Source organism: Pseudomonas sp. TMP9 (genome assembly GCF_037943105.1).
Classification (GTDB): domain Bacteria; phylum Pseudomonadota; class Gammaproteobacteria; order Pseudomonadales; family Pseudomonadaceae; genus Aquipseudomonas.
In genome coordinates, this window is the sequence record NZ_CP149803.1 from 70,746 (window position 1) to 92,355 (window position 21,610).

Consider the following 21,610-nt stretch of genomic DNA (forward strand, 5'->3'; position numbering starts at 1 on the left):
CGGCGCGCTTTCGCTAGGCTGGGCGCAGCCATAATGAGAGTTTACCCATGCGTCTGCTACTGCTTGCCCTGTTGTTGTCCACCTCCCTTGCCCACGCCACCCCGCCGAAAGCTGATGCCTTTGCGCCATTATTCGAGCTGGCCGGTATCCGTTTGCTCTGTGAGCAGAGTGCGCCGCTGGTGCAGCGCGGGTTAACTGATAAACAGCAAGCGCAGTTGGCTAAGGCGTTTGCCGCTGACAGCTTGTGTTTGGACTTGGCCAAGGGCCTGATTGGCAAGCTCGATCAAGCGCAGGTGCAACAGGCTAAGCAACTGCTGGAAAGCCCATTGGCGCAGGAATTTACGGCGGCTGAGCGCTCGGTCGGTGCGGGTGGCGCAGAAGGGTTAGCGGCCTACCGCAAGCAGTTGGACGCACGCCCGCCTCGCGGTGAACGTCTGGCTCTGGTGCGACGTTTGGATTCGGCGGCTCATACCACCACGTTGGCTACATTACTGCGCTATGAGGTGGGTAAAACACAGGCCTTCTTGGCCCTGCAGGCCCGTGGCGAAAGCATCGAAGAGAAGGCTCTGAGCACTCAGACCAAGGCGCAAGAGGAGGCGCTGCGGGCCTCCAGCGTCAAAGCGGTGGAGTCCTTTATGCTTTACGCCTACCGACAGATGCCCAGCGAAAAGCTGGCTGAATATGCCGCCTTGTATGAGCAGCCTGCCGTGGCTCAGCTACTTGATAGCAGCGTGCAACTGCTGCCCGGGTTGTTTGCAGCGCGGCGTGCACAGCTGAACAAGCAGCTCGACTGAAACGACCAAGGGGCCGTGAGGCCCCTTGGTTTTTACTGCAGGTTTAGGGGGTTGGGTGGAATTGCGCCGCCAGTTCGCGCAGCGCGACTTCGGCCTCCAGCACCTTGTTTACCGCGTCCTCGGCTTTTTCACGGCTGATACCAAGGTTATCCAACAGACTCTGCGGGATTTCGCTGTGGGGGCCGGCACCGATGCCGCGATTGCGCAGCAGGCGCACCGACAGGCACACCAAGTTCGGATAAGCAGCATGCGCGCCGCTGAACTCGGGGTCGTGCTGAAAGCGCAGGGCGCTGACTAACTCTTCCGGCATGTCCCAGTGGCGCATCAACCAGGCGCCAATTTGTTCACGGCTGATGCCCAGCAAGTGCTGCTCGATATAGCTGTGCGACAGGTGTGGGTTGACCTCGACGTGGCGACAGATAAGCGAAAAGTGCGGCGGAAACACATGTGCCAGCACCAGGTAACCGAAGTTATGCAGCAAACCGGCGAGGTAGCTCAGGCCAGCTTCCGGGCGCTGCGCGCGCGGGATGGCGCGGGTCAGCCCTTCAATCACAGCCGCGCTGTAAATCGCCTGCTGCCAATATGGAGTGGCTTGCTGCGGATGATCCTTGGGCAGGCTCAGGGTTTTACCCAATGCCAAGCCAAGGGCCAGGTTGATCACTAAATCGAAGCCCAGCACACGCACGATGGCGTCTTCCACGGAGCGGATTTTGCCCGGCGCCGCGTAGTATGGCGAGGCGGCCCAGCTGACAACTTGCGCAGCCAATGCCGGGTCGGTTTCCACCACGCCGGTGATGTCATCCACGCTGGCTTCAGGGTTGACGCGCAGTTTAATGATCTTCTGCGCCGTTTCAGGTAGGGGTGGAATTTCGATGGTTTCTTCTAATCGCTGCTGAATCCGGCGGGCGGTAAAGGCCTGCACGGCTTGGATGATCTCGGCGCGGTCATCGTCTGGGCGGTCCAAATTCAGGTGGATGTTGCTCAGTGGCTCACCGAAGCGTGCGGCGCTGGCTTTACCCAATAAGCTTTTAAATCCCTCACTGCTCAGCTCCAGCAATACGCCAGGCTGGCCAGATTCGATATACACGCTGGGCACCTGCAGCAAGCGCTCGTCATACAGGCAGGGCGAACTGGTCAGCGGCGGCAGCCCCGGCAGGGCTTTTAAGTTGTGCTTGCTGAGCATGCGCGCCAAGCGCTCGGGCTTGACCGCGGCCAGTTGCCGGCCGGTGAGTTCGGTGAGGCGGTTTAAATCCAACAGTTGGTTCTGCGGATAGAGCACCAGCAGCGCGCCGACGGCGTCGTCTAGCAGCACCGCCTGCAGACGTTGTGCGGTTGGCAGGCTAGGCTGGTCGAGGCGAACGTGGTAGCTCAGGCCGAGTTTTTCCAGCAATTGCACGATCACCATTGGCGGCTGCAAAGCGGTGTCGGGAGCAAGGGCGAGTTCAGTCATGGCGGTATCCGGCAGAGGCGGCGAGCTTGGAGTATAAACAGCCGCTTAGTAAAGATGCGGCACAGGCGACATTTGTCTTGTGCGCCGGGTCACACTTGCCCGTATTGCTGACCGTGCCGTAACCAGCGCTCAAGCAGTGGGCTGACATGTTGCGGCCACTGTTCCAACAGCGCCTGGGCGGCATCGCGCACGGCCGGCAGCAAGTCAGCGTCGCGCATCAGGTCGGCCACTTTAAACTGCAGCAGGCCGGTCTGGCGGGTGCCGAGCATCTCGCCGGGGCCGCGCAGCTCTAAGTCCTTTTCAGCGATAATGAAACCATCGCAGGTCTCGCGCATGATTGCCAGGCGTTGGCGGCCCAGTTGCGATAACGGCGCGTGATAAAGCAACAAGCAATGGCTGGCGGCGCTGCCGCGGCCGACTCGCCCGCGCAACTGGTGCAGTTGCGCCAAGCCCAAGCGCTCAGGGTTTTCAATGATCATCAGGCTGGCGTTGGGCACGTCTACGCCCACTTCAATCACCGTAGTGGCGACTAATAACTGCAGCTGGCCCTGCTTAAATTGGTTCATGACCGAGGCCTTTTCAGCTGGCTTCATGCGCCCGTGGATCAAGCCCACATTCAGCCCGCCCAGCGCAGCAGTTAGGTCGACGAAGGTGGTTTCGGCGGCTTGGCAGGTCAGTTCTTCGGATTCTTCAATCAGCGTGCACACCCAATAAGCTTGGCGGCCTTCGTTGCACGCCAGGCGCACCCGTTCGACCACCTCCGGGCGGCGGCTATCGGCGATCACCAGGGTATTCACCGGGGTGCGGCCCGGCGGTAACTCGTCGAGGATCGAGGTGTCGAGGTCGGCATACGCACTCATGGCCAAGGTTCTGGGGATGGGGGTGGCGGTCATGATCAATTGATGCGGGCACATGCGCCCGCCAATGCCTTTCTGCCGAAGGGCCAAGCGTTGCTGCACGCCGAAGCGGTGCTGCTCATCGATAATGACCAGCGCCAGGTTGTGGAATTTCACCTCATCCTGAAACAACGCGTGGGTGCCGACCACCATGGGTGTGCCGCTGACAATCTGCTCCAGCGCACTGGCGCGGGCTTTACCCTTGAGCTTGCCAGCCAGCCACGCGACTTCAAGACCCAGCGGCGCCAACCATTTGCTGAAGTTGATAAAGTGCTGCTCGGCGAGAATTTCAGTGGGCGCCATCAGCGCCACTTGATACCCCGCTTCTAATGCTTGCAGGGCCGCAAAGGCCGCGACCACGGTTTTACCGGACCCCACATCACCTTGTATCAGGCGCAGCATGGGCTCGCTTTGGCTGAGGTCGTAGGCGATTTCCGCACCGACCCGCTGTTGCGCGCCGGTGGGGGCAAACCCGAGGTTGGCTAAGTATTGCTGCGGCAGGACTTTGGCCATCGGCATGGCGGGCGCCTGCTGTGCTCGTACGCTCTCGCGCAGGCGCTGCAGCGACAGTTGATGGGTCAGGAGCTCTTCGAAGGCCAGGCGGTGCTGAGCCCAGTGACGGCCTTCGGCGAGTTCTTCCACGTCAGCATCCGGCGGCGGCCGATGCAGGTAGCGAATCGCCTGATCAAGCGGGCTGAGCTGGTACTCGTCAGCCAATTCACGCGGCAGCCAATCCGGCAGGCTGTGCGGCCCCAAGCGTGCCAAGGCTTGTTCGCTGAGTTGACGCAGGCGCTGCTGAGTCAGGCCTTCGGTGGTCGGGTAGATCGGCGTCAGCGTTTGCTCCACGGCAATCGCCTCGCTGCCAGACAGGGCACGGTATTCCGGGTGATAGATCTCGAGCCCCGAAGAGCCGGGCCTTACTTCGCCGTAACAGCGCACCTGAGTGCCACGTTTAAGGCCTTCTTTCTGCGCTTGACTGAAATGGTAGAAGCGCAGGCTCAACGTGCCGCTGCCATCTTGCAGGCGCACCAGTAAGCTGCGACGACGACCCATGATCACGTCAGCGCCGGCAACGATACCTTCAACCACGGCATCCTGGCCGGGACGCAGTGCGCCAATTGGCACAATGCGGGTGCGGTCCTGATAACGCAACGGCAGGTGAAACAGCACATCCTGCAGCGTCTCTAAGCCGACCTTGGCGAGTTTTTCGGCCAGCGAGGCGCCCACGCCTTTCAGCGCGGTGACAGAAACCGCGGCCAGCTCGGTCATCGCCTCGCCTTAGTCGTTCTTAGGCAACGGGCGAGCCACCGAGCACAGGCGGATCGAGTCGGTCAGCACTTCAATGGCGTTCGGCCGCGGGAAGCTGGCACGCCAGGCGATGGCCACGGTGCGGAAGGGCACTGGCGCGCTGAGTGGGCGCACTTCGATGATCCCGGGGGCGTAATGATGGCTGTCGACTGCGGAGAACGGCAGGATGGATACGCCCAAGCCTGAGGCGACCATATGGCGAATAGTTTCCAGCGAGCTGGATTCCACCGTGGTGTGCTTGGCGCTGTCTTCGCCGCCCTTGCGCAAGGTTGGGCAGGCTTCTAGCACCTGATCGCGGAAGCAGTGGCCTTCACCGAGCAGCAGCAAGCTTTTGTCATTAAGCAATTTGCTGTCGATGGTTTTCATCGCGGCCCACGGGTGGCCGAACGGCAGCAGGGCGTAGAACGGCTCATCGTAAAGAGGCTTGGTCAGCACATCGGCTTCATGGAACGGCAGCGCGATGATGATTGCGTCCAGCTCACCGTTGCGCAGCTTATCGCGCAGCACGTGGGTAAAGTTTTCTTCGATATACAGCGGCATATCCGGTGCAACACGGTGCAGCTGCGGGATTAAATGAGGGAACAGGTAAGGCCCGACGGTATAAATGGCGCCGATTTTAAGCGGAGCCGCCATTTGATTCTTGCCGACCTGTGCCAGCTCGCGGATGCCTTGGGCTTGTTCCAGCACCTTCTGTGCTTGCGTGACAATGCCCTCACCGACCGGGGTCAGCCTTACCGCACTCTTACTGCGCTCGAAAATCAGCACGCCCAGCTCATCTTCAAGCTTTTTCACCCCCACAGAGAGCGTTGGCTGGCTGACATGGCAGCGCTCAGCAGCGCGGCCGAAGTGCTGCTCTTGAGCCAGGGTGACTATGTAGCGCAGTTCAGTGAGGGTCATAGTCTTTTTCCATTGAATTGCGCCTTAGCATAGCCTCTGTATTCAATGGAACCAACTGTTGATGCGCATCCACGCCAGTGGCGCAATCACAGAGGCCGTTATGACGACTGGCTACGATTTAATGTCGCGTTGTGAACAGAAAATAATTAGTGACAGATGTGTTGTACGCATAGAATTGCGACCATACTTTGCCGGCGCCCGAACGGGGCCCTGAGCGTGCTAGAAAATTTTTAAGCCGTTCCTTTTACCCAAGGAGTACCGGCATGCCTGATGCGGTAACGACCATGTCCCATAACTGGGCTTTTGCTGTGTTCTTGCTAGGAGTCTTCGGGCTCATTGCCTTCATGCTTGGCTTATCCAGCCTGCTGGGCAGCAAAGCATGGGGCCGCAGCAAGAATGAACCTTTTGAATCCGGTATGTTGCCCGTTGGCAGTGCGCACCTGCGCTTGTCCGCCAAATTCTATCTGGTCGCGATGCTCTTCGTGATCTTCGACGTTGAAGCCCTCTTTCTCTTCGCTTGGGCAGTTTCGGTGCGCGAAAGCGGCTGGGCTGGGCTGATCGAAGTTACAGTCTTTATAACAATTCTGTTGGCAGGTCTTGTCTACCTATGGCGGATCGGGGCGCTCGATTGGGCTCCTCAAGGTCGTCGCGAGCGGCAGGCGAAGCTAAAACAATGAGGCTTTGGCGATGCAATATAAACTTACTCGGATCGACCCGAATGCGCCTAATGAGCGCTATCCGGTTGGCGAGCGGGAGACCGTTTCTGACCCGCTGCTAGACGATGAAGTCCACAAGAACATCTACATGGGAAAGCTCTCAGATGTTCTTAATGGCGCAGTAAATTGGGGGCGCAAAAACTCCTTATGGCCTTATAATTTCGGCCTGTCCTGCTGCTATGTGGAAATGACCACGGCCTTTACCGCGCCGCACGATATTGCGCGCTTTGGTGCGGAAGTCATCCGGGCCTCCCCGCGTCAGGCTGACTTTATGGTCATTGCCGGCACCTGCTTTATTAAAATGGCCCCGGTCATCCAACGGTTATATGAGCAAATGCTTGAGCCTAAATGGGTGATTTCCATGGGTGCGTGCGCCAACTCTGGCGGCATGTATGACATCTACTCGGTGGTTCAGGGTGTCGATAAGTTCTTGCCGGTGGATGTCTATATCCCCGGCTGCCCGCCGCGTCCCGAGGCCTTTCTGCAAGGCCTGATGTTGCTGCAGGACTCCATTGCTGAAGAGCGCCGGCCGTTGTCTTGGGTTGTCGGTGATCAGGGTGTTTACCGTGCGGACATGCCGTCGCAGAAAGAACAGCGGCGCGCTGAACGTATCGCCGTAACCAACCTGCGTAGCCCTGACGAAGTATGAGCCTGGGCTCGCGTGAGCCCGCCTACTGACGCCGTTGACCGATAGCGATCGAGACCATGACTGCACCGAGCACTGTGTTCATCCCGCCCTACAAAGCTGACGACCAAGACGTGGTCGTTGAGCTGCATTTTCGTTTTGGCGCTGAAGCGTTTACCGTGCAAAGCACCCGCACCGGCATGTCGGTGTTGTGGGTCGCTCGCGAGCGTTTGGTCGAAGTGCTGACGTTCCTGCGCAATCTGCCGCGCCCCTACGTGATGTTGTACGACCTGCATGGCATTGACGAACGCCTGCGCACCCAACGTCGTGGTCTGCCGGGTGCAGACTTCACCGTGTTCTATCACCTGATGTCGCTGGAGCGAAACAGCGACGTCATGATTAAGGTGGCGCTCAGTGAGCGTGACCTGAATATGCCCAGCATCACCCGCATCTGGCCTAACGCCAACTGGTACGAGCGCGAAGTCTGGGACTTGTACGGCATCCACTTTACCGGCCACCCGCATCTAACGCGGATCATGATGCCGCCAACGTGGGAAGGTCACCCGCTGCGCAAGGATTACCCAGCGCGCGCCACGGAGTTTGATCCATTCAGCCTGACCCTGGCCAAGCAGCAGCTGGAAGAAGAAGCGGCGCGCTTTAAGCCGGAAGACTGGGGCATGAAGCGCGGTGCTGAGCACGAGGACTATATGTTCCTCAACCTTGGCCCTAACCACCCTTCAGCCCACGGTGCGTTCCGCATCATTCTGCAGTTGGACGGGGAAGAAATTGTCGATTGCGTACCGGAAATTGGCTATCACCACCGTGGCGCCGAGAAGATGGCGGAGCGCCAGAGCTGGCACAGTTTTATTCCTTATACCGACCGCATTGACTACCTCGGCGGCGTGATGAATAACCTGCCGTACGTACTGGCCGTGGAAAAACTCGCGGGCATTACCGTGCCGCAACGGGTCGACGTGATTCGCATCATGATGGCCGAGTTCTTCCGCATCACCAGTCACTTGCTGTTCCTTGGGACCTACATTCAGGACGTTGGCGCGATGTCGCCGGTGTTCTTCACCTTTACCGACCGCCAACGCGCGTACAAGGTAATTGAGGCCATCACCGGCTTCCGCTTACACCCGGCGTGGTACCGCATCGGCGGCGTCGCCCACGACCTGCCGCGCGGCTGGGACCGTTTGGTGAAAGAGTTTGTCGATTGGCTGCCTAAGCGCCTCGATGAGTACGAAAAGGCCGCGCTGAAAAACAGCATCCTTAAGGCCCGTACTATCGGTGTGGCGCAGTACAACACCCAGGAAGCGTTAGAGTGGGGCGTTACCGGCGCCGGCTTGCGCTCCACCGGTTGCGATTTTGACCTGCGCAAAGCGCGGCCATATTCGGGCTATGAGAACTTCGAGTTTGAAGTGCCGTTGGCGGTTAATGGCGACGCCTACGACCGCTGCATGGTAAGGGTGGAAGAGATGCGCCAGAGCATCAAGATCATCGACCAATGCATGCGCAACATGCCAGAAGGCCCTTACAAGGCCGATCATCCGCTGACTACGCCGCCGCCAAAAGAGCGCACGCTGCAGCACATTGAAACGCTGATCACGCACTTCTTGCAGGTGTCATGGGGTCCGGTGATGCCGGCTAACGAATCATTCCAAATGATCGAAGCAACTAAAGGCATCAACAGTTACTACCTGACCAGCGACGGCAGCACCATGAGCTACCGCACACGCATTCGCACGCCAAGCTTCCCGCACTTGCAGCAGATCCCTTCGGTGATTCGCGGCAGCATGGTGGCTGACTTGATTGCTTACCTAGGCAGTATCGACTTCGTTATGGCTGACGTGGACCGCTGATGATGAACACACTTATTCAGACAGACCGTTTTGCCCTCAGTGACGCCGAGCGTTCGGCTATTGAGCATGAGCTTCATCATTACGAAGAGCCGCGCGCGGCGTCGATCGAAGCGCTGAAAATCGTGCAAAAAGCCCGTGGCTGGGTGCCAGACGGTGCCGTCGATGCGATTGGTGAAATCCTCGGCATCCCCGCCAGCGATGTTGAAGGCGTGGCGACTTTTTACAGCCAGATATTCCGCCAGCCAGTGGGTCGGCACATCATCCGTGTGTGCGACAGCATGACCTGTTACATCGGCGGGCATGAATCAGTGGTGGCGAGTATCCAGAAGCAACTGGGCATCGGTCTTGGCCAAACCAGCACAGACGGTCGTTTTACCTTGCTGCCGGTGTGTTGCTTGGGTAACTGCGATAAAGCGCCTGCGTTGATGATTGATGACGATACCTTTGGTGACGTTAGCGCCGGCAGCGTCGGCCAGCTGTTGGAGGCCTATTTATGACCACTCTGAGCACCAAGGCGCTGAGCTCTGTTGGCCCGGCGAACAGCATTGCCCGCAACGAAGAAACCCATCCGTTGACCTGGCGCCTGCGCGATGACGGCCAGCCGGTGTGGCTTGCCGAATACCAGCAAAAAAATGGTTATGCAGCTGCGCGCAAAGCGCTGAGCGAAATGGCTCAGGCTGACATCGTGCAAACGGTGAAAGAATCCGGGCTCAAAGGACGAGGCGGCGCTGGCTTCCCTACCGGCGTGAAGTGGGGCCTGATGCCAGCGGATGAGGCCATGAACATCCGCTACCTGCTGTGCAACGCGGACGAAATGGAGCCCAACACCTGGAAGGACCGCCTGCTGATGGAGCAGTTGCCGCACCTGCTGGTGGAAGGCATGCTGATCTCCGCGCGGGCACTCAAAGCCTATCGCGGTTACATCTTTCTGCGTGGCGAATACGTCGATGCGGCGATCAACCTTAATCGCGCCATCGAGGAAGCCAAGGCCGCGGGCCTGCTCGGCAAAAACATCCTTGGCAGCGGTTTTGATTTCGAGTTGATCGTGCACACCGGTGCCGGTCGTTACATCTGCGGTGAAGAAACCGCGCTGATCAATTCCCTTGAAGGCCGCCGCGCCAACCCGCGCGCTAAACCGCCATTCCCGGCTGTAGTCGGTGTATGGGGCAAGCCAACGTGCGTGAATAACGTCGAAACCCTGTGCAACGTGCCGGCCATCGTCGGTCATGGTGTCGATTGGTACAAAAGCTTGGCCCGCCCGGACAGCGAAGACCACGGCACCAAGTTGATGGGCTTCTCCGGCAAAGTGAAAAGACCTGGCGTCTGGGAATTGCCCTTTGGCGTCAGCGCCCGCGAGTTGTTCGAAGACTATGCCGGCGGCATGCGTGATGGCTACAAGCTGAAATGCTGGCAACCCGGCGGCGCTGGTACCGGCTTTTTGCTGCCCGAGCACCTCGATGCGTTGATGTACGCCGGCGGTATCGGCAAGGTCGGTACGCGTATGGGCACCGGTCTGGCATTGGCTGTCGATCACACGGTCAGCATGGTGTCGTTGCTGCGCAACATGGAAGAGTTCTTTTCCCGCGAGTCCTGCGGTTGGTGCACGCCCTGCCGGGATGGCCTGCCTTGGAGTGTGAAAATCCTTCGCGCGCTGGAACATGGCGAAGGCACTCAGCAAGACATCGACACCCTGCTTGGCTTGGTTAACTTCCTCGGCCCTGGCAAAACATTTTGTGCGCACGCACCGGGTGCTGTTGAGCCGCTGGGCAGCGCGATCAAGTATTTCCGCTCGGAGTTTGAGGCAGGCGTTGCCCATTCGACGGCTGCAGTCACGACGGGGCAATTCGTCCCCGCGTAAAAAATAGCAGGGAGCCATTTTTAACGTCGCGCAGCGACGGCCCGAAGGGTGGCCGCCATGCATGGCAAGCCATAAAAAATAGCGTCAGGGCGGCCACTCATCTGGCCCCGTGACACAGCGTGATTCCATTAGCCAAGCCTGCTCACGCGGGTCAAGAAGAAACCTGAACCATGGCCACTATCCACGTAGACGGCAACGATTTCGAAGTCGATGGGGCGGACAACCTGCTGCAGGCCTGTTTGTCCCTCGGTCTCGACATTCCTTACTTCTGCTGGCACCCGGCGCTCGGTAGCGTTGGGGCCTGCCGCCAGTGTGCGGTCAAGCAGTACAGCGATGAGAACGACACCCGCGGTCGTATCGTCATGTCCTGCATGACGCCCGCCACCGACAACAGCTGGATTTCCATCGACGATGCCGAGGCCAAAGCCTTTCGCGCCAGCGTGGTCGAATGGCTGATGACCAACCACCCGCACGACTGCCCGGTGTGCGAGGAAGGCGGGCACTGTCACCTGCAAGACATGACAGTGATGACCGGTCACAACCAGCGCCGTTATCGCTTCAGTAAACGCACCCACCAAAACCAGCAGCTTGGGCCGTTTATTTCCCACGAAATGAACCGCTGCATCGCCTGCTACCGTTGCGTGCGCTATTACAAGGATTACGCGGGCGGCACCGACTTAGGCGTGTACGGCGCGCACGACAACGTGTACTTCGGCCGCGTCGAAGACGGCGTGCTGGAAAGCGAGTTCTCCGGCAACCTAGTTGAGGTGTGCCCCACCGGCGTGTTCACCGACAAGACCCACTCCGAGCGCTACAACCGTAAGTGGGACATGCAGTTTGCCCCGAGCATCTGCCACGGCTGCGCCAGTGGCTGCAACACCAGCCCCGGCGAGCGTTATGGTGAGATTCGGCGCATCGAAAACCGTTTTAACGGTGACGTGAACCAGTATTTTCTCTGTGACCGTGGCCGTTTCGGTTACGGCTTCACTAACCGTTCAGACCGTCCGCGCCAGCCGCTGCTGATCAGCGCTGCGGGCCGTCAACCGCTCGGCATCGATGCCGCGCTGGACAAAGCCGCCGAACTGCTCAAGGGCAAACGCGTGATCGGCATTGGCTCGCCGCGCGCCAGCCTGGAAAGCAACTTTGCCCTGCGTGAGCTGGTCGGCGAGGCCAACTTTTACAGCGGTATTGCCGCGGATGAGCTGGACAACATCCGCCTGATCCGTGACATCCTGCAGAACGGTCCGTTGCCGGTGCCGACCCTGCGTGACGTCGAACAACACGATGCGGTATTTATCCTCGGTGAAGACCTCACCCAAACCGCTGCACGCTTGGCGCTGGCCCTGCGCCAGACGGTTAAGGGCAAGGCCACTGAAATTGCCGCATCGATGAAGATTCCAGACTGGCACATGGCCGCCGTGGAGAACGTCGCTCAAGACGCGCTACACCCGCTGTTTATCGCCAGTGTGACCGCCACGCGTCTGGATGACATTGCCGAGGCTTGCGTGCACGCTGCGCCGGCTGATTTGGCCCGCATCGGCTTTGCCGTGGCCCACGCCATTGACCCCAGCGCCCCTGCCGTTATCGGCCTAGACGCCGATGCGCGCGAATTGGTCGAGCTGATTGCCGAGGCATTGTTAGAAGCCAAGCGCCCACTGATCATCTCCGGTGCCTCATCGGGCAGCCGAGAGATCATCGAAGCGGCTGCCAACATCGCCAGCGCGCTGAAAATTCGTGAGAAAAACGCATCAATCAGCCTAGTGGTGGCGGAAGCCAACAGCCTGGGCGTGGCCCTGCTGCTGGGTGAAAGCTGCGCCGGTAAATCTGTCGATGATGCCCTGCAGGCGCTGACGACGGATCAAGCGGACGCCGTGATCGTGCTGGAAAACGACCTGTACCGCCGCGCCGATAGCGCTGCAGTCGACGCCGCGCTGGCTGCTGCTGAGGTGGTGATCGTCGCCGACCATCAACAGACGGCCACCAGTGAAAAAGCGCATTTATTGATCCCCGTGGCTAGCTTCGCCGAGGGCGATGGCACGCTGGTTAGCTTCGAAGGCCGCGCCCAGCGGTTTTTCCAAGTGTTTGAGCCGAGCTACTACGACGCCAGTATTCTGATCCGCGAAGGCTGGCGTTGGCTGCACGCGCTGCACAGCACGTTGCAAGGTAAGCCACTCGACTGGACGCAGCTGGATGCCGTCACCGCTGCTTGCGCGGCCAGCAACACTCAGCTGGCGCGTATCGGTGAGGCCGCCCCCAATGCCTCGTTCCGTATCAAGGGCATGAAACTCGCCCGTGAGCCGCACCGTTACAGCGGTCGTACCTCGATGCGCGCCAATATCAGCGTGCACGAGCCGCGTCAGCCGCAGGACCAGGACACTGCGTTTGCCTTCTCGATGGAAGGTTATTCCGGCAGCAAGGAAGACCGTCAACAAATTCCTTTTGCCTGGTCGCCGGGCTGGAACTCGCCGCAAGCCTGGAACAAGTTTCAGGACGAAGTCGGCGGCCACTTGCGCGCGGGCGACCCCGGTGTGCGTTTGCTTGAGGCTAAAGGTGACGCGTTGCCGTGGTTCAGCGTACCGGAGGCGTTCAACCCGGCGCCCGGCACGCTGCACGCGGTGGCGTTGTATCACCTGTTTGGCAGCGAAGAAACCTCGGCCCGCGCTGCGCCGCTGCAAGAGCGTATCCCCCAGGCGTATGCACTGTTGGCAAAAGCTGAAGCACAGCGGCTGGGTGTGAAGGACGGTGATCTATTGAGTGTGCAGGTGGCGGGTCAGACCCTGCATTTACCGCTGCACAGCACTGAAGAATTAGCCATCGGTTTGGTGGGTTTGCCAGTGGGCTTAGCGGGCATCCCTGCGCTGTTCGCAGGCGCCGTGGCGACTGCGCGTTCGATGCCATGCACCGAGGAGGCCGCGCAATGAGTTGGCTGACGCCTGAGGTGATGGACGTACTGATTGCCGTGCTTAAAGCCATCGTGATTCTGTTGGTGGTGGTGGTTTGCGGTGCGCTACTGAGCTTTGTTGAGCGTCGCCTGCTCGGTTGGTGGCAGGACCGCTACGGCCCGAATCGCGTCGGTCCGTTCGGCATGTTTCAGATTGCCGCCGACATGATCAAGATGTTCTTTAAGGAAGACTGGACGCCGCCGTTTGCTGACAAGTTCATCTTTATCCTCGCCCCGATGATCGCCTTCGCGGCCATGTTAATGGCCTTTGCGATCATCCCGATCACGCCGAATTGGGGTGTGGCAGACCTGAACATTGGCATCTTGTTTTTCTTCGCCATGGCAGGTCTGTCGGTGTACGCGGTGCTGTTCGCCGGCTGGGCCAGTAACAATAAGTTCGCCTTGCTCGGTGCGCTGCGCGCATCGGCGCAAACGGTGTCTTACGAGGTGTTCTTGGCCTTGTCGCTGATGGGTGTCGTCGCCCAGGTTGGCTCGTTCAACATGCGCGATATTGTTGATTATCAGGCGCAAAATCTGTGGTTTATCATTCCGCAGTTCTTTGGGTTTTGTACCTTCTTCATCGCTGCTGTGGCCGTGACCCACCGTCACCCCTTCGACCAACCAGAAGCGGAGCAAGAACTGGCCGACGGTTATCACATCGAATATGCCGGGATGAAGTGGGGCATGTTTTTCGTCGGTGAATACATCGGCATCATCACCGTTTCGGCGTTGTTGGTGACCTTGTTTTTCGGCGGTTGGCACGGCCCATTTGACCTGTTGTCGCAGATCCCGTTTATCTGGTTCGCCCTAAAAACCTGCTTCTTCATCATGATCTTCGTCCTGCTGCGCGCCTCGATTCCGCGCCCGCGCTATGACCAAGTTATGGCCTTCAGCTGGAAGTTTTGCTTACCGCTGACCCTGATCAACCTGCTGGTAACCGGCGCTGTTGTGCTGGCCACGGCCCAGTAAGGAGAGCGAGACAATGTTCAACTATATCTGGAGTGTATTGCACGGCACCTGGACTCAGTTACGCAGCATGGCCATGGTCTTCAGCCATGGTTTTCGCAAGCGCGACACCCTGCAATATCCAGAAGAAGCGGTGTACCTGCCGCCGCGCTACCGTGGCCGTATCGTCCTCACCCGTGACCCCGATGGCGAAGAGCGCTGCGTGGCCTGCAACCTCTGCGCCGTGGCTTGCCCGGTAGGCTGCATCTCGCTGCAGAAGGCTGAAACCGAAGACGGTCGCTGGTACCCGGATTTTTTCCGCATCAATTTCTCGCGCTGCATCTTCTGCGGCTTGTGTGAAGAAGCGTGCCCGACCACGGCGATCCAACTCACCCCGGATTTCGAGATGGGTGAGTACAAGCGTCAGGACCTGGTGTACGAGAAGGAAGACCTGCTGATCTCCGGCCCGGGCAAAAATCCCGATTACAACTTCTACCGCGTCGCCGGTATGGCCATCGCGGGCAAGCCGAAAGGCGCTGCGCAGAATGAGGCCGAGCCGGTTAACGTCAAGGGGTTGTTGCCATGATCTGTTGCGCCTCAACGCAATACCCTCTCCCCCAGCCCCTCTCCCATCAATGGGCGAGGCGCGTTATGAGGAGCCTCTAATGGAATTCGCGTTCTACCTCGCCGCCGGCGTTGCCGTGGCGGCCACCTTCAGGGTGATTACCGCGAGTAATCCGGTGCACGCTCTGCTGTATTTGATCCTGTCACTGTTGGCCGTGGCCATGACCTTCTTTGCCCTTGGCGCTCCGTTTGCCGGTGCATTGGAAATCATCGTGTATGCCGGCGCGATCATGGTGTTGTTCGTGTTCGTGGTAATGATGCTTAACCTCGGCCCGGCGTCGGTCGAACAAGAAAAGAAATGGCTCACCCCCGGGATCTGGATTGGGCCGTCGATTCTCTCGGCGCTGTTGCTGGGGCAGCTGCTGTATGTGCTGTTTACCTCACCCAGCGGGGCGCCCCTCGGCCTGCAAACCGTCGACGCTAAAGCCGTCGGTATCGCCTTGTACGGGCCTTATCTGCTGGTGGTGGAGTTGGCCTCGATGCTGCTGCTCGGCGCGCTGGTGGCGGCTTATCACCTGGGCCGCCACGATGCCAAGGAGCCTACCGCATGAATGCGATCCCGATGGAGCACGGCTTGGCACTCGCCGGCGTGCTGTTTAGCTTGGGCCTGATTGGCCTGATGGTGCGCCGCAACATCCTGTTTATGCTGATGAGCTTAGAAGTGATGATGAATGCCACTGCCCTAGCCTTTATCGTCGCTGGCAGCCGTTGGGGTCAACCTGATGGCCAGGTGATGTTTATTCTGGTGATCACGCTCGCGGCCGCTGAAGCCAGTATTGGCTTGGCAATTCTGTTGCAGCTGTATCGCCGCTTCAACACCCTCGATGTCGACGCTGCCAGCGAGATGCGCGGATGAACCTTCTATTTTTGACCTGTGTGTTTCCGTTGCTGGGCTGGTTTGTACTGGCTTTTTCACGGGGGCGTTTCTCCGAGAACCTGTCGGCATTGATCGGCGTTGGCTCGGTGGGCTTATCGGCCCTAACGGCTGCTTGGGTGATACTGCAGTTCAGCCTCAACCCGCCTGAGGCTGGGGTCTACAGCCAAGTGCTGTGGCAGTGGATGAGCGTTGGCGGCTTTACGCCGAGTTTCACCCTGTATCTGGATGGGCTGTCCCTGACCATGCTCGGTGTGGTTACTGGCGTCGGCTTTCTGATCCACCTGTTCGCCAGTTGGTACATGCGCGGTGAAGAGGGCTACTCGCGCTTCTTCGCCTATACCAACCTGTTTATCTTCAGCATGTTGCTGCTGGTGTTGGGCGATAACCTGCTGGTGCTGTACTTCGGTTGGGAAGGCGTGGGGCTGTGTTCCTACCTGCTGATCGGCTTTTACTTCAAGCACCGAGCCAACGGTAATGCCGCACTAAAAGCCTTTATCGTCACCCGCATCGGCGACGTATTTATGGCCATTGGTCTGTTTATTCTGTTCCTTAACCTAGGCACCCTGAATATTCAGGAGCTGATGCTGCTGGCGCCGCAGAAGTATGCAGCAGGGGATAGCTGGCTGTGGATTGCCACCCTGATGTTGCTCGGTGGCGCGGTCGGTAAATCGGCGCAGCTGCCGCTGCAAACCTGGTTGGCTGATGCGATGGCCGGTCCGACCCCGGTGTCGGCGTTGATCCACGCAGCAACCATGGTCACCGCAGGCGTATACCTAATTGCCCGAACCCACGGCCTGTTTTTGCTGACTCCGGACGTTCTCGAGTGGGTTGGCATTATTGGCGGCATGACCCTGGTGCTAGCCGGCTGCGCTGCGCTGGTGCAGACCGATATCAAGCGCATCCTCGCCTATTCGACCATGAGTCAGATCGGTTACATGTTCCTCGCCCTCGGCGTTGGTGCCTGGGATGCGGCGATCTTCCACCTGATGACCCACGCCTTCTTCAAGGCGCTGCTATTCCTGGCTTCCGGTGCAGTGATCAACGCCTGCCACCACGAGCAAAACATCTTCAAGATGGGCGGGCTGTGGAAGAAACTGCCACTGGCCTACGCCAGCTTTATCGTTGGCGGATCGGCCTTAGCGGCATTGCCGTTGATCACCGCAGGTTTCTATTCCAAGGACGAAATTCTTTGGGAGGCCTTTGCCAGCGGCCATCAATGGCTGCTGTACGCAGGGCTCACAGGGGCTTTGCTGACCTCGCTGTACACCTTCCGGCTGATCTTTATCGCCTTCCACGGCGAGCAGAAAACCGAAGCCCACGCCGGTCATGGCGTGGCTCATTGGCTGCCACTGGTGACCTTAATTGTGTTGTCAACCTTTATTGGCGCGTTGATCAGTCCACCGCTGGCCGGCGTGCTGCCGCAGAGCATTGGGCACGCCGGTGGTGAGGCCAAACACAGTTTGGAAATGGTCTCCGGCGCAATCGCCATCATTGGCATTGTCTTGGCTGCGCTGTTGTTTCTGGGTAAGCGGCGCGTTGCCAGTGCGGTGGCGCAGAGTGCGCCGGGGCGCCTCTTGTCAGCATGGTGGTTGGCTGGCTGGGGCTTTGACTGGCTCTACGACAAGCTATTTGTGCGGCCTTACCTGCTGATCTGCCAGCTGCTTGGGCATGACCCAATTGACCGCAGTATTGGCTTGGTTCCGCAGTTGGTGCGCGGTGGTAATGCCCTGCTGACCCGCAGCGAAACCGGGCAAATACGCTGGTACGCCACCTCCATTGCCGGGGGCGCCGTGCTGGTGCTTGCCGTCCTCTTGTTTCTGAAATAAGGAAAATAGCCCGACATGATTCTGCCTTGGCTAATCCTGATCCCCTTTATTGGCGGCTTACTGTGCTGGCAGCTTGAGCGCTTCGGCAGCCTCCTGCCGCGCTGGATCGCCCTGCTGACCATGGCCCTGTTGTTCGGCTTGAGCCTGTGGCTGTGGGCCACGGGTGATTTCAGCCTGGCCCCGGCGCCTGGCGCTGCGCCGCAATGGGCGGCCGAGTTCCGCGTGTCGTGGATCGAGCGCTTCGGCATCAGCATCCACTTGGCGCTGGATGGTCTGTCGGTATTGATGATCAGCCTTACCGGTTTGCTCGGCGTGCTCTCGGTATTGTGCTCATGGAACGAGATTCAGAACCGGGTGGGCTTCTTCCACCTCAACCTGATGTGGATTCTCGGCGGCGTGGTCGGGGTGTTCCTAGCGGTTGACCTGTTCTTGTTCTTCTTCTTTTGGGAAATGATGCTGGTGCCGATGTATTTCCTCATTGCGCTCTGGGGTCATAGCGGCAGTGATGGTAAGTCGCGTATTACCGCCGCCACTAAGTTCTTTATCTTCACCCAGGCCAGCGGCTTGATTATGTTGCTGGCGATTCTGGGTTTGGTCTTTGTGCATTTCGATCAGACCGGCGTGCTGACCTTCAACTACGCCGACTTGCTCAACACCAAGATGGCAGCCGGCACCGAATACATCCTGATGCTCGGCTTTTTTATTGCCTTTGCGGTGAAGTTTCCGGTGGTGCCATTCCACTCCTGGCTGCCCGACGCCCATGCCCAAGCGCCCACCGCTGGCTCCGTGGATCTGGCCGGTATCCTGCTAAAAACTGCGGCCTATGGCCTGCTGCGTTTTGCTTTACCGCTGTTTCCTAATGCCTCGGCCGAGTTTGCACCGATCGCCCAATGGCTCGGCGTGTTCGCCATCATCTACGGCGCCCTGCTGTCGTTCGCGCAGACCGATATCAAGCGTCTCGTGGCGTATTCCAGCGTCTCGCACATGGGTTTTGTCTTGATCGCCATTTATTCGGCCAGCGAAATTGCCCTGCAGGGCGCGGTGGTGCAGATGCTGGCGCATGGTTTGTCTGCTGCCGCGCTGTTTATCCTCTGCGGTCAGTTGTACGAGCGTTTGCACACCCGCGACCTGCGCGAGATGGGCGGCGTTTGGGCGCGCATGCCTTGGCTGCCAGCGCTCAGCCTGTTCTTTGCAGCAGCGGCGCTGGGCTTGCCGGGCACCGGTAATTTCGTGGGTGAATTCTTGATTTTGCTGGGCAGCTTCCAAGGTGCGCCTTGGGTCGTGGTGGTTGCCGCCACCGGTTTGGTATTCGGCTCGGTGTACGCCCTGATCATGATTCACCGGGCCTTCTTCGGCCCAGCCAAAGCGGATACCGCGTTACCGGGCTTACAGGTGCGCGAACTGAGCATGGTGCTTGGCCTCGCGGCTCTGCTGATCCTGCTCGGGGTGTACCCGCAGCCGGTGCTCGACACCTCTGCCGCCAGCATGCAAGGCGTGCAGCAGTGGCTGGGTAGTGCCCTCAATCAACTTGTTCAGGCCCGGTAAGCGCCTTAATGGAAAGTCATGCTATGCAACTGACGACTCAACATTTCATCGCGCTGCTGCCGTTGCTGATCACCAGTGCCACCGTGCTGGTGGTGATGCTGGCAATCGCCTGGAAGCGTAATCACACCCTGACCTTTGGCCTCTCGGTGGCGGGCCTCAACTTGGCTCTGCTGTCGCTGCTGCCAGCGTTGGGGGTAACGCCCATCGATGTCACGCCGCTGTTGCTGGTGGATAAATTCGCCTGCTACTACATGGCGCTGGTGTTGGCCGCGACATTGGCCTGTATGACGCTGAGCCACGCCTATCTGGGCGGTGAGTCTGGCAAAGGTTACCCGGGCAACCGTGAAGAGCTGTACCTGCTGATGCTGTTGTCTGCCCTTGGCGGGTTGGTATTGGTCAGTGCGCAGCACCTTGCCGGTCTGTTTATTGGCTTGGAACTGCTATCGGTGCCGGCCTACGGCATGATCGCTTACGCCTTTTTCAACAAGCGCTCGCTGGAAGCTGGTATCAAATACATGGTGCTGTCAGCCGCCGGGTCAGCGTTTCTGTTATTCGGTATGGCGCTGTTGTATGCCGAGTCGGGCAGCCTGACCTTCGCCGGTATCGGTGCCAAGCTAGCCGCCGATGGCCTGCCGAGTTTGTTGGCGCAGTTTGGTATGGGCCTGATGCTGATCGGCCTGGCCTTCAAGCTGTCGTTAGTGCCGTTCCACCTGTGGACGCCGGATGTGTATGAAGGTGCGCCAGCCCCGGTGGCAGCGTTTCTCGCCACGGCCAGCAAAGTGGCAGTGTTTGCGGTGCTGCTGCGTCTGTATCAGCTTTCGCCCGCTGCCGCCGGCGGTTGGTTAAATGATCTGCTGACGCTGATCGCCATTGCCTCGATCATCTTCGGCAACCTGCTGGCGTTGTTGCAGAACAACCTCAAACGCTTACTCGGCTACTCATCCATCGCCCACTTCGGTTACCTGCTGGTGGCACTGATTGCCAGCAAGGGTCTGGCTGTGGAAGCGGTCGGCGTGTACCTGGCCACCTATGTGCTGACCACGCTCGGCGCCTTTGGTGTGATCACCCTGATGTCGACGCCTTACAGCGGAAGAGACGCCGATGCGTTATACGAATACCGCGGCCTCTTTTGGCGCCGTCCGTACCTGACGGCGGTGATGACGGTGATGATGCTGTCGCTGGCTGGCATTCCGTTAACCGCCGGCTTTATTGGCAAGTTTTATGTGGTGGCCGCCGGTGTGCAGTCGCAACAATGGGGCTTGCTCGCCGCGCTGGTGATCGGCAGCGCCATCGGCGTGTTCTATTACCTGCGGGTGATGGTCACGCTGTTTATGGTTGAGCCCAATCTGCGTCGTCATGATGCACCCTTCAACTGGGCGCAGCGCGCCGGTGGCGTCATGCTGCTGGTTGTAGCGGTGCTGGCTTTCTTCATTGGCGTGTACCCGCAACCGTTGCTGGAGTTGGTGCAGCAGGCTGGTTTAGTGCCACTGCTGCCGTGAAAAACGGCCAACCAGGATGCCCGCGCTCATGAGTAATACGCTATTGATTGCTGGCTGTGGTGATGTGGGCAGCCGCCTGGGTCAGCAGCTAACTGTTCTGGGTTGGACTGTTTATGGCCTGCGCCGCAACGTGGCGCAGCTGCCGCCGAGCATTCGACCAGTGGCGGGTGATCTGCATAACAGCGCCTGCCCGGTCGCTTGGCCGAGCGCGCCGTTGGAGTATGTGGTCTATTGCGCCGCGGCCACCGAGCATAATGAAGCCGGCTACCGCGCGGCCTACGTTGACGGCCTGCGGCATGTGCTGGCCTGGCTGGCGCAACACGGCCAACAGCCCAAGCGTCTGTTGTTCGTGTCCAGCAGCGGCGTCTACGGCCAGCAGCTGGGCGAATGGGTGGATGAAACATCACCCGCAGACGCCAGCAGCTATTCCGGCCGGATCATGCGCGAAGCTGAGCAACTGGCTTGGGCGTGTGGGCTTGCCGCCAGTGTAGTGCGCCTCACCGGGCTGTATGGTCCGGGCCGCGAATGGCTGCTCGGCCAAGTGCGCCAAGGCTATCGGGCGGTCAGTGAGCCGCCGCTGTATGGCAATCGGATTCATGTTGATGATGCGGCTGGGCTGTTGGCTTTCCTGCTGCAAGCCGATGCCCGTGGGGTTGCGCTGGAAAACTGCTACATCGGCGTGGATGACCAGCCGGCGCCGCTGCATGAGGTGGTCGCTTGGCTGCGCGAGCAACTGGGCGTGAGCCATTGGTCTGAGCAATCGACCGTACGCCGCGCCGGCAGCAAACGTTGCAGCAACGCCCGCGCCCGCGCCTTGGGCTGGATGCCGCTGTACCCGAGTTACCGTGAAGGCTACCGGGCCATTTTGCAGCAGCTATAAGCGGCAGTGCCTCGGGTTAACCCGCATATCGCAGGGCCTAGCGCGACTTATGACTGATCAGAACCGC

Annotated in this window: 18 protein-coding genes; 15 read left to right on the forward strand and 3 right to left on the reverse strand. The window is 59.4% G+C overall.

What is annotated here, in order from left to right:
* Nucleotides 1-47 precede the first annotated feature (47 nt).
* Nucleotides 48-794 (forward strand): hypothetical protein, encoded by a 747-nt coding sequence (locus tag WF513_RS00330; protein ID WP_339080755.1) that lies wholly within the window; start codon nt 48-50, stop codon nt 792-794.
* A 43-nt stretch (nt 795-837) separates the two neighbouring features.
* Here WF513_RS00330 and WF513_RS00335 read toward each other — a convergent pair whose 3' ends face one another.
* The 3 genes from WF513_RS00335 to WF513_RS00345 form a co-directional block, all read right to left on the reverse strand.
* Nucleotides 838-2,244: an HDOD domain-containing protein gene (locus WF513_RS00335; protein ID WP_339080756.1), complete on the reverse strand. Its 1,407-nt coding sequence runs from the start codon at nt 2,242-2,244 to the stop codon at nt 838-840.
* Nucleotides 2,245-2,333: 89 nt separating this feature from the next.
* Entirely contained in the window at nt 2,334-4,409 is a 2,076-nt protein-coding gene (gene recG, locus WF513_RS00340) for an ATP-dependent DNA helicase RecG (protein ID WP_339080757.1), read from the reverse strand.
* A 9-nt stretch (nt 4,410-4,418) separates the two neighbouring features.
* The gene (locus WF513_RS00345; RefSeq protein WP_339080758.1) at nt 4,419-5,345 is read right to left on the reverse strand and encodes a hydrogen peroxide-inducible genes activator; all 927 of its coding nucleotides are present in this window, start codon (nt 5,343-5,345) and stop codon (nt 4,419-4,421) included.
* Between the two features lie 263 nt (nt 5,346-5,608).
* Between WF513_RS00345 and WF513_RS00350 the strand changes: the two genes are divergently transcribed.
* From WF513_RS00350 to WF513_RS00415, 14 genes are all read left to right on the forward strand, one after another.
* On the forward strand, nt 5,609-6,022 hold the full coding sequence (locus WF513_RS00350; RefSeq protein ID WP_339080759.1) for an NADH-quinone oxidoreductase subunit A: 414 nt from the start codon (nt 5,609-5,611) through the stop codon (nt 6,020-6,022).
* A 10-nt stretch (nt 6,023-6,032) separates the two neighbouring features.
* Nucleotides 6,033-6,710 carry an NADH-quinone oxidoreductase subunit B gene (locus tag WF513_RS00355; protein ID WP_339080760.1) on the forward strand — a complete coding sequence of 226 codons (678 nt, stop codon included), beginning with the start codon at nt 6,033-6,035 and terminating at the stop codon, nt 6,708-6,710.
* Nucleotides 6,711-6,766: 56 nt separating this feature from the next.
* Entirely contained in the window at nt 6,767-8,548 is a 1,782-nt protein-coding gene (gene nuoC / locus WF513_RS00360) for an NADH-quinone oxidoreductase subunit C/D (protein WP_339080761.1), read from the forward strand.
* Entirely contained in the window at nt 8,545-9,045 is a 501-nt protein-coding gene (nuoE, locus tag WF513_RS00365) for an NADH-quinone oxidoreductase subunit NuoE (protein ID WP_339083661.1), read from the forward strand. The genes nuoC and nuoE overlap by 4 nt, the downstream gene beginning before the upstream one ends.
* Nucleotides 9,042-10,406: an NADH-quinone oxidoreductase subunit NuoF gene (gene nuoF / locus WF513_RS00370; RefSeq protein ID WP_339080762.1), complete on the forward strand. Its 1,365-nt coding sequence runs from the start codon at nt 9,042-9,044 to the stop codon at nt 10,404-10,406. Before nuoE ends, nuoF begins: the two co-directional genes overlap by 4 nt.
* A 170-nt stretch (nt 10,407-10,576) precedes the next feature.
* A complete protein-coding gene (gene nuoG, locus WF513_RS00375) occupies nt 10,577-13,327 on the forward strand; it encodes an NADH-quinone oxidoreductase subunit NuoG (RefSeq protein ID WP_339080763.1) in 2,751 nt (916 codons plus the stop codon).
* Nucleotides 13,324-14,316, forward strand: a complete 993-nt coding sequence (gene nuoH, locus WF513_RS00380) for an NADH-quinone oxidoreductase subunit NuoH (RefSeq protein ID WP_339080764.1) — start codon at nt 13,324-13,326, stop codon at nt 14,314-14,316. Before nuoG ends, nuoH begins: the two co-directional genes overlap by 4 nt.
* A 13-nt stretch (nt 14,317-14,329) precedes the next feature.
* A complete protein-coding gene (gene nuoI / locus WF513_RS00385) occupies nt 14,330-14,878 on the forward strand; it encodes an NADH-quinone oxidoreductase subunit NuoI (RefSeq protein WP_339080765.1) in 549 nt (182 codons plus the stop codon).
* A 79-nt stretch (nt 14,879-14,957) separates the two neighbouring features.
* Nucleotides 14,958-15,467 (forward strand): NADH-quinone oxidoreductase subunit J, encoded by a 510-nt coding sequence (nuoJ, locus tag WF513_RS00390; protein WP_339080766.1) that lies wholly within the window; start codon nt 14,958-14,960, stop codon nt 15,465-15,467.
* Nucleotides 15,464-15,772 carry an NADH-quinone oxidoreductase subunit NuoK gene (nuoK, locus tag WF513_RS00395; RefSeq protein ID WP_339080767.1) on the forward strand — a complete coding sequence of 103 codons (309 nt, stop codon included), beginning with the start codon at nt 15,464-15,466 and terminating at the stop codon, nt 15,770-15,772. The genes nuoJ and nuoK overlap by 4 nt, the downstream gene beginning before the upstream one ends.
* Entirely contained in the window at nt 15,769-17,619 is a 1,851-nt protein-coding gene (nuoL, locus tag WF513_RS00400) for an NADH-quinone oxidoreductase subunit L (RefSeq protein ID WP_339080768.1), read from the forward strand. Before nuoK ends, nuoL begins: the two co-directional genes overlap by 4 nt.
* Before the next feature lie 15 nt (nt 17,620-17,634).
* Entirely contained in the window at nt 17,635-19,164 is a 1,530-nt protein-coding gene (gene nuoM / locus WF513_RS00405; RefSeq protein WP_339080769.1) for an NADH-quinone oxidoreductase subunit M, read from the forward strand.
* 23 nt (nt 19,165-19,187) lie between these two features.
* On the forward strand, nt 19,188-20,663 hold the full coding sequence (nuoN, locus tag WF513_RS00410) for an NADH-quinone oxidoreductase subunit NuoN (protein ID WP_339080770.1): 1,476 nt from the start codon (nt 19,188-19,190) through the stop codon (nt 20,661-20,663).
* Nucleotides 20,664-20,691: 28 nt separating this feature from the next.
* Entirely contained in the window at nt 20,692-21,543 is an 852-nt protein-coding gene (locus WF513_RS00415) for an SDR family oxidoreductase (protein ID WP_339080771.1), read from the forward strand.
* Nucleotides 21,544-21,610: the final 67 nt, after the last annotated feature.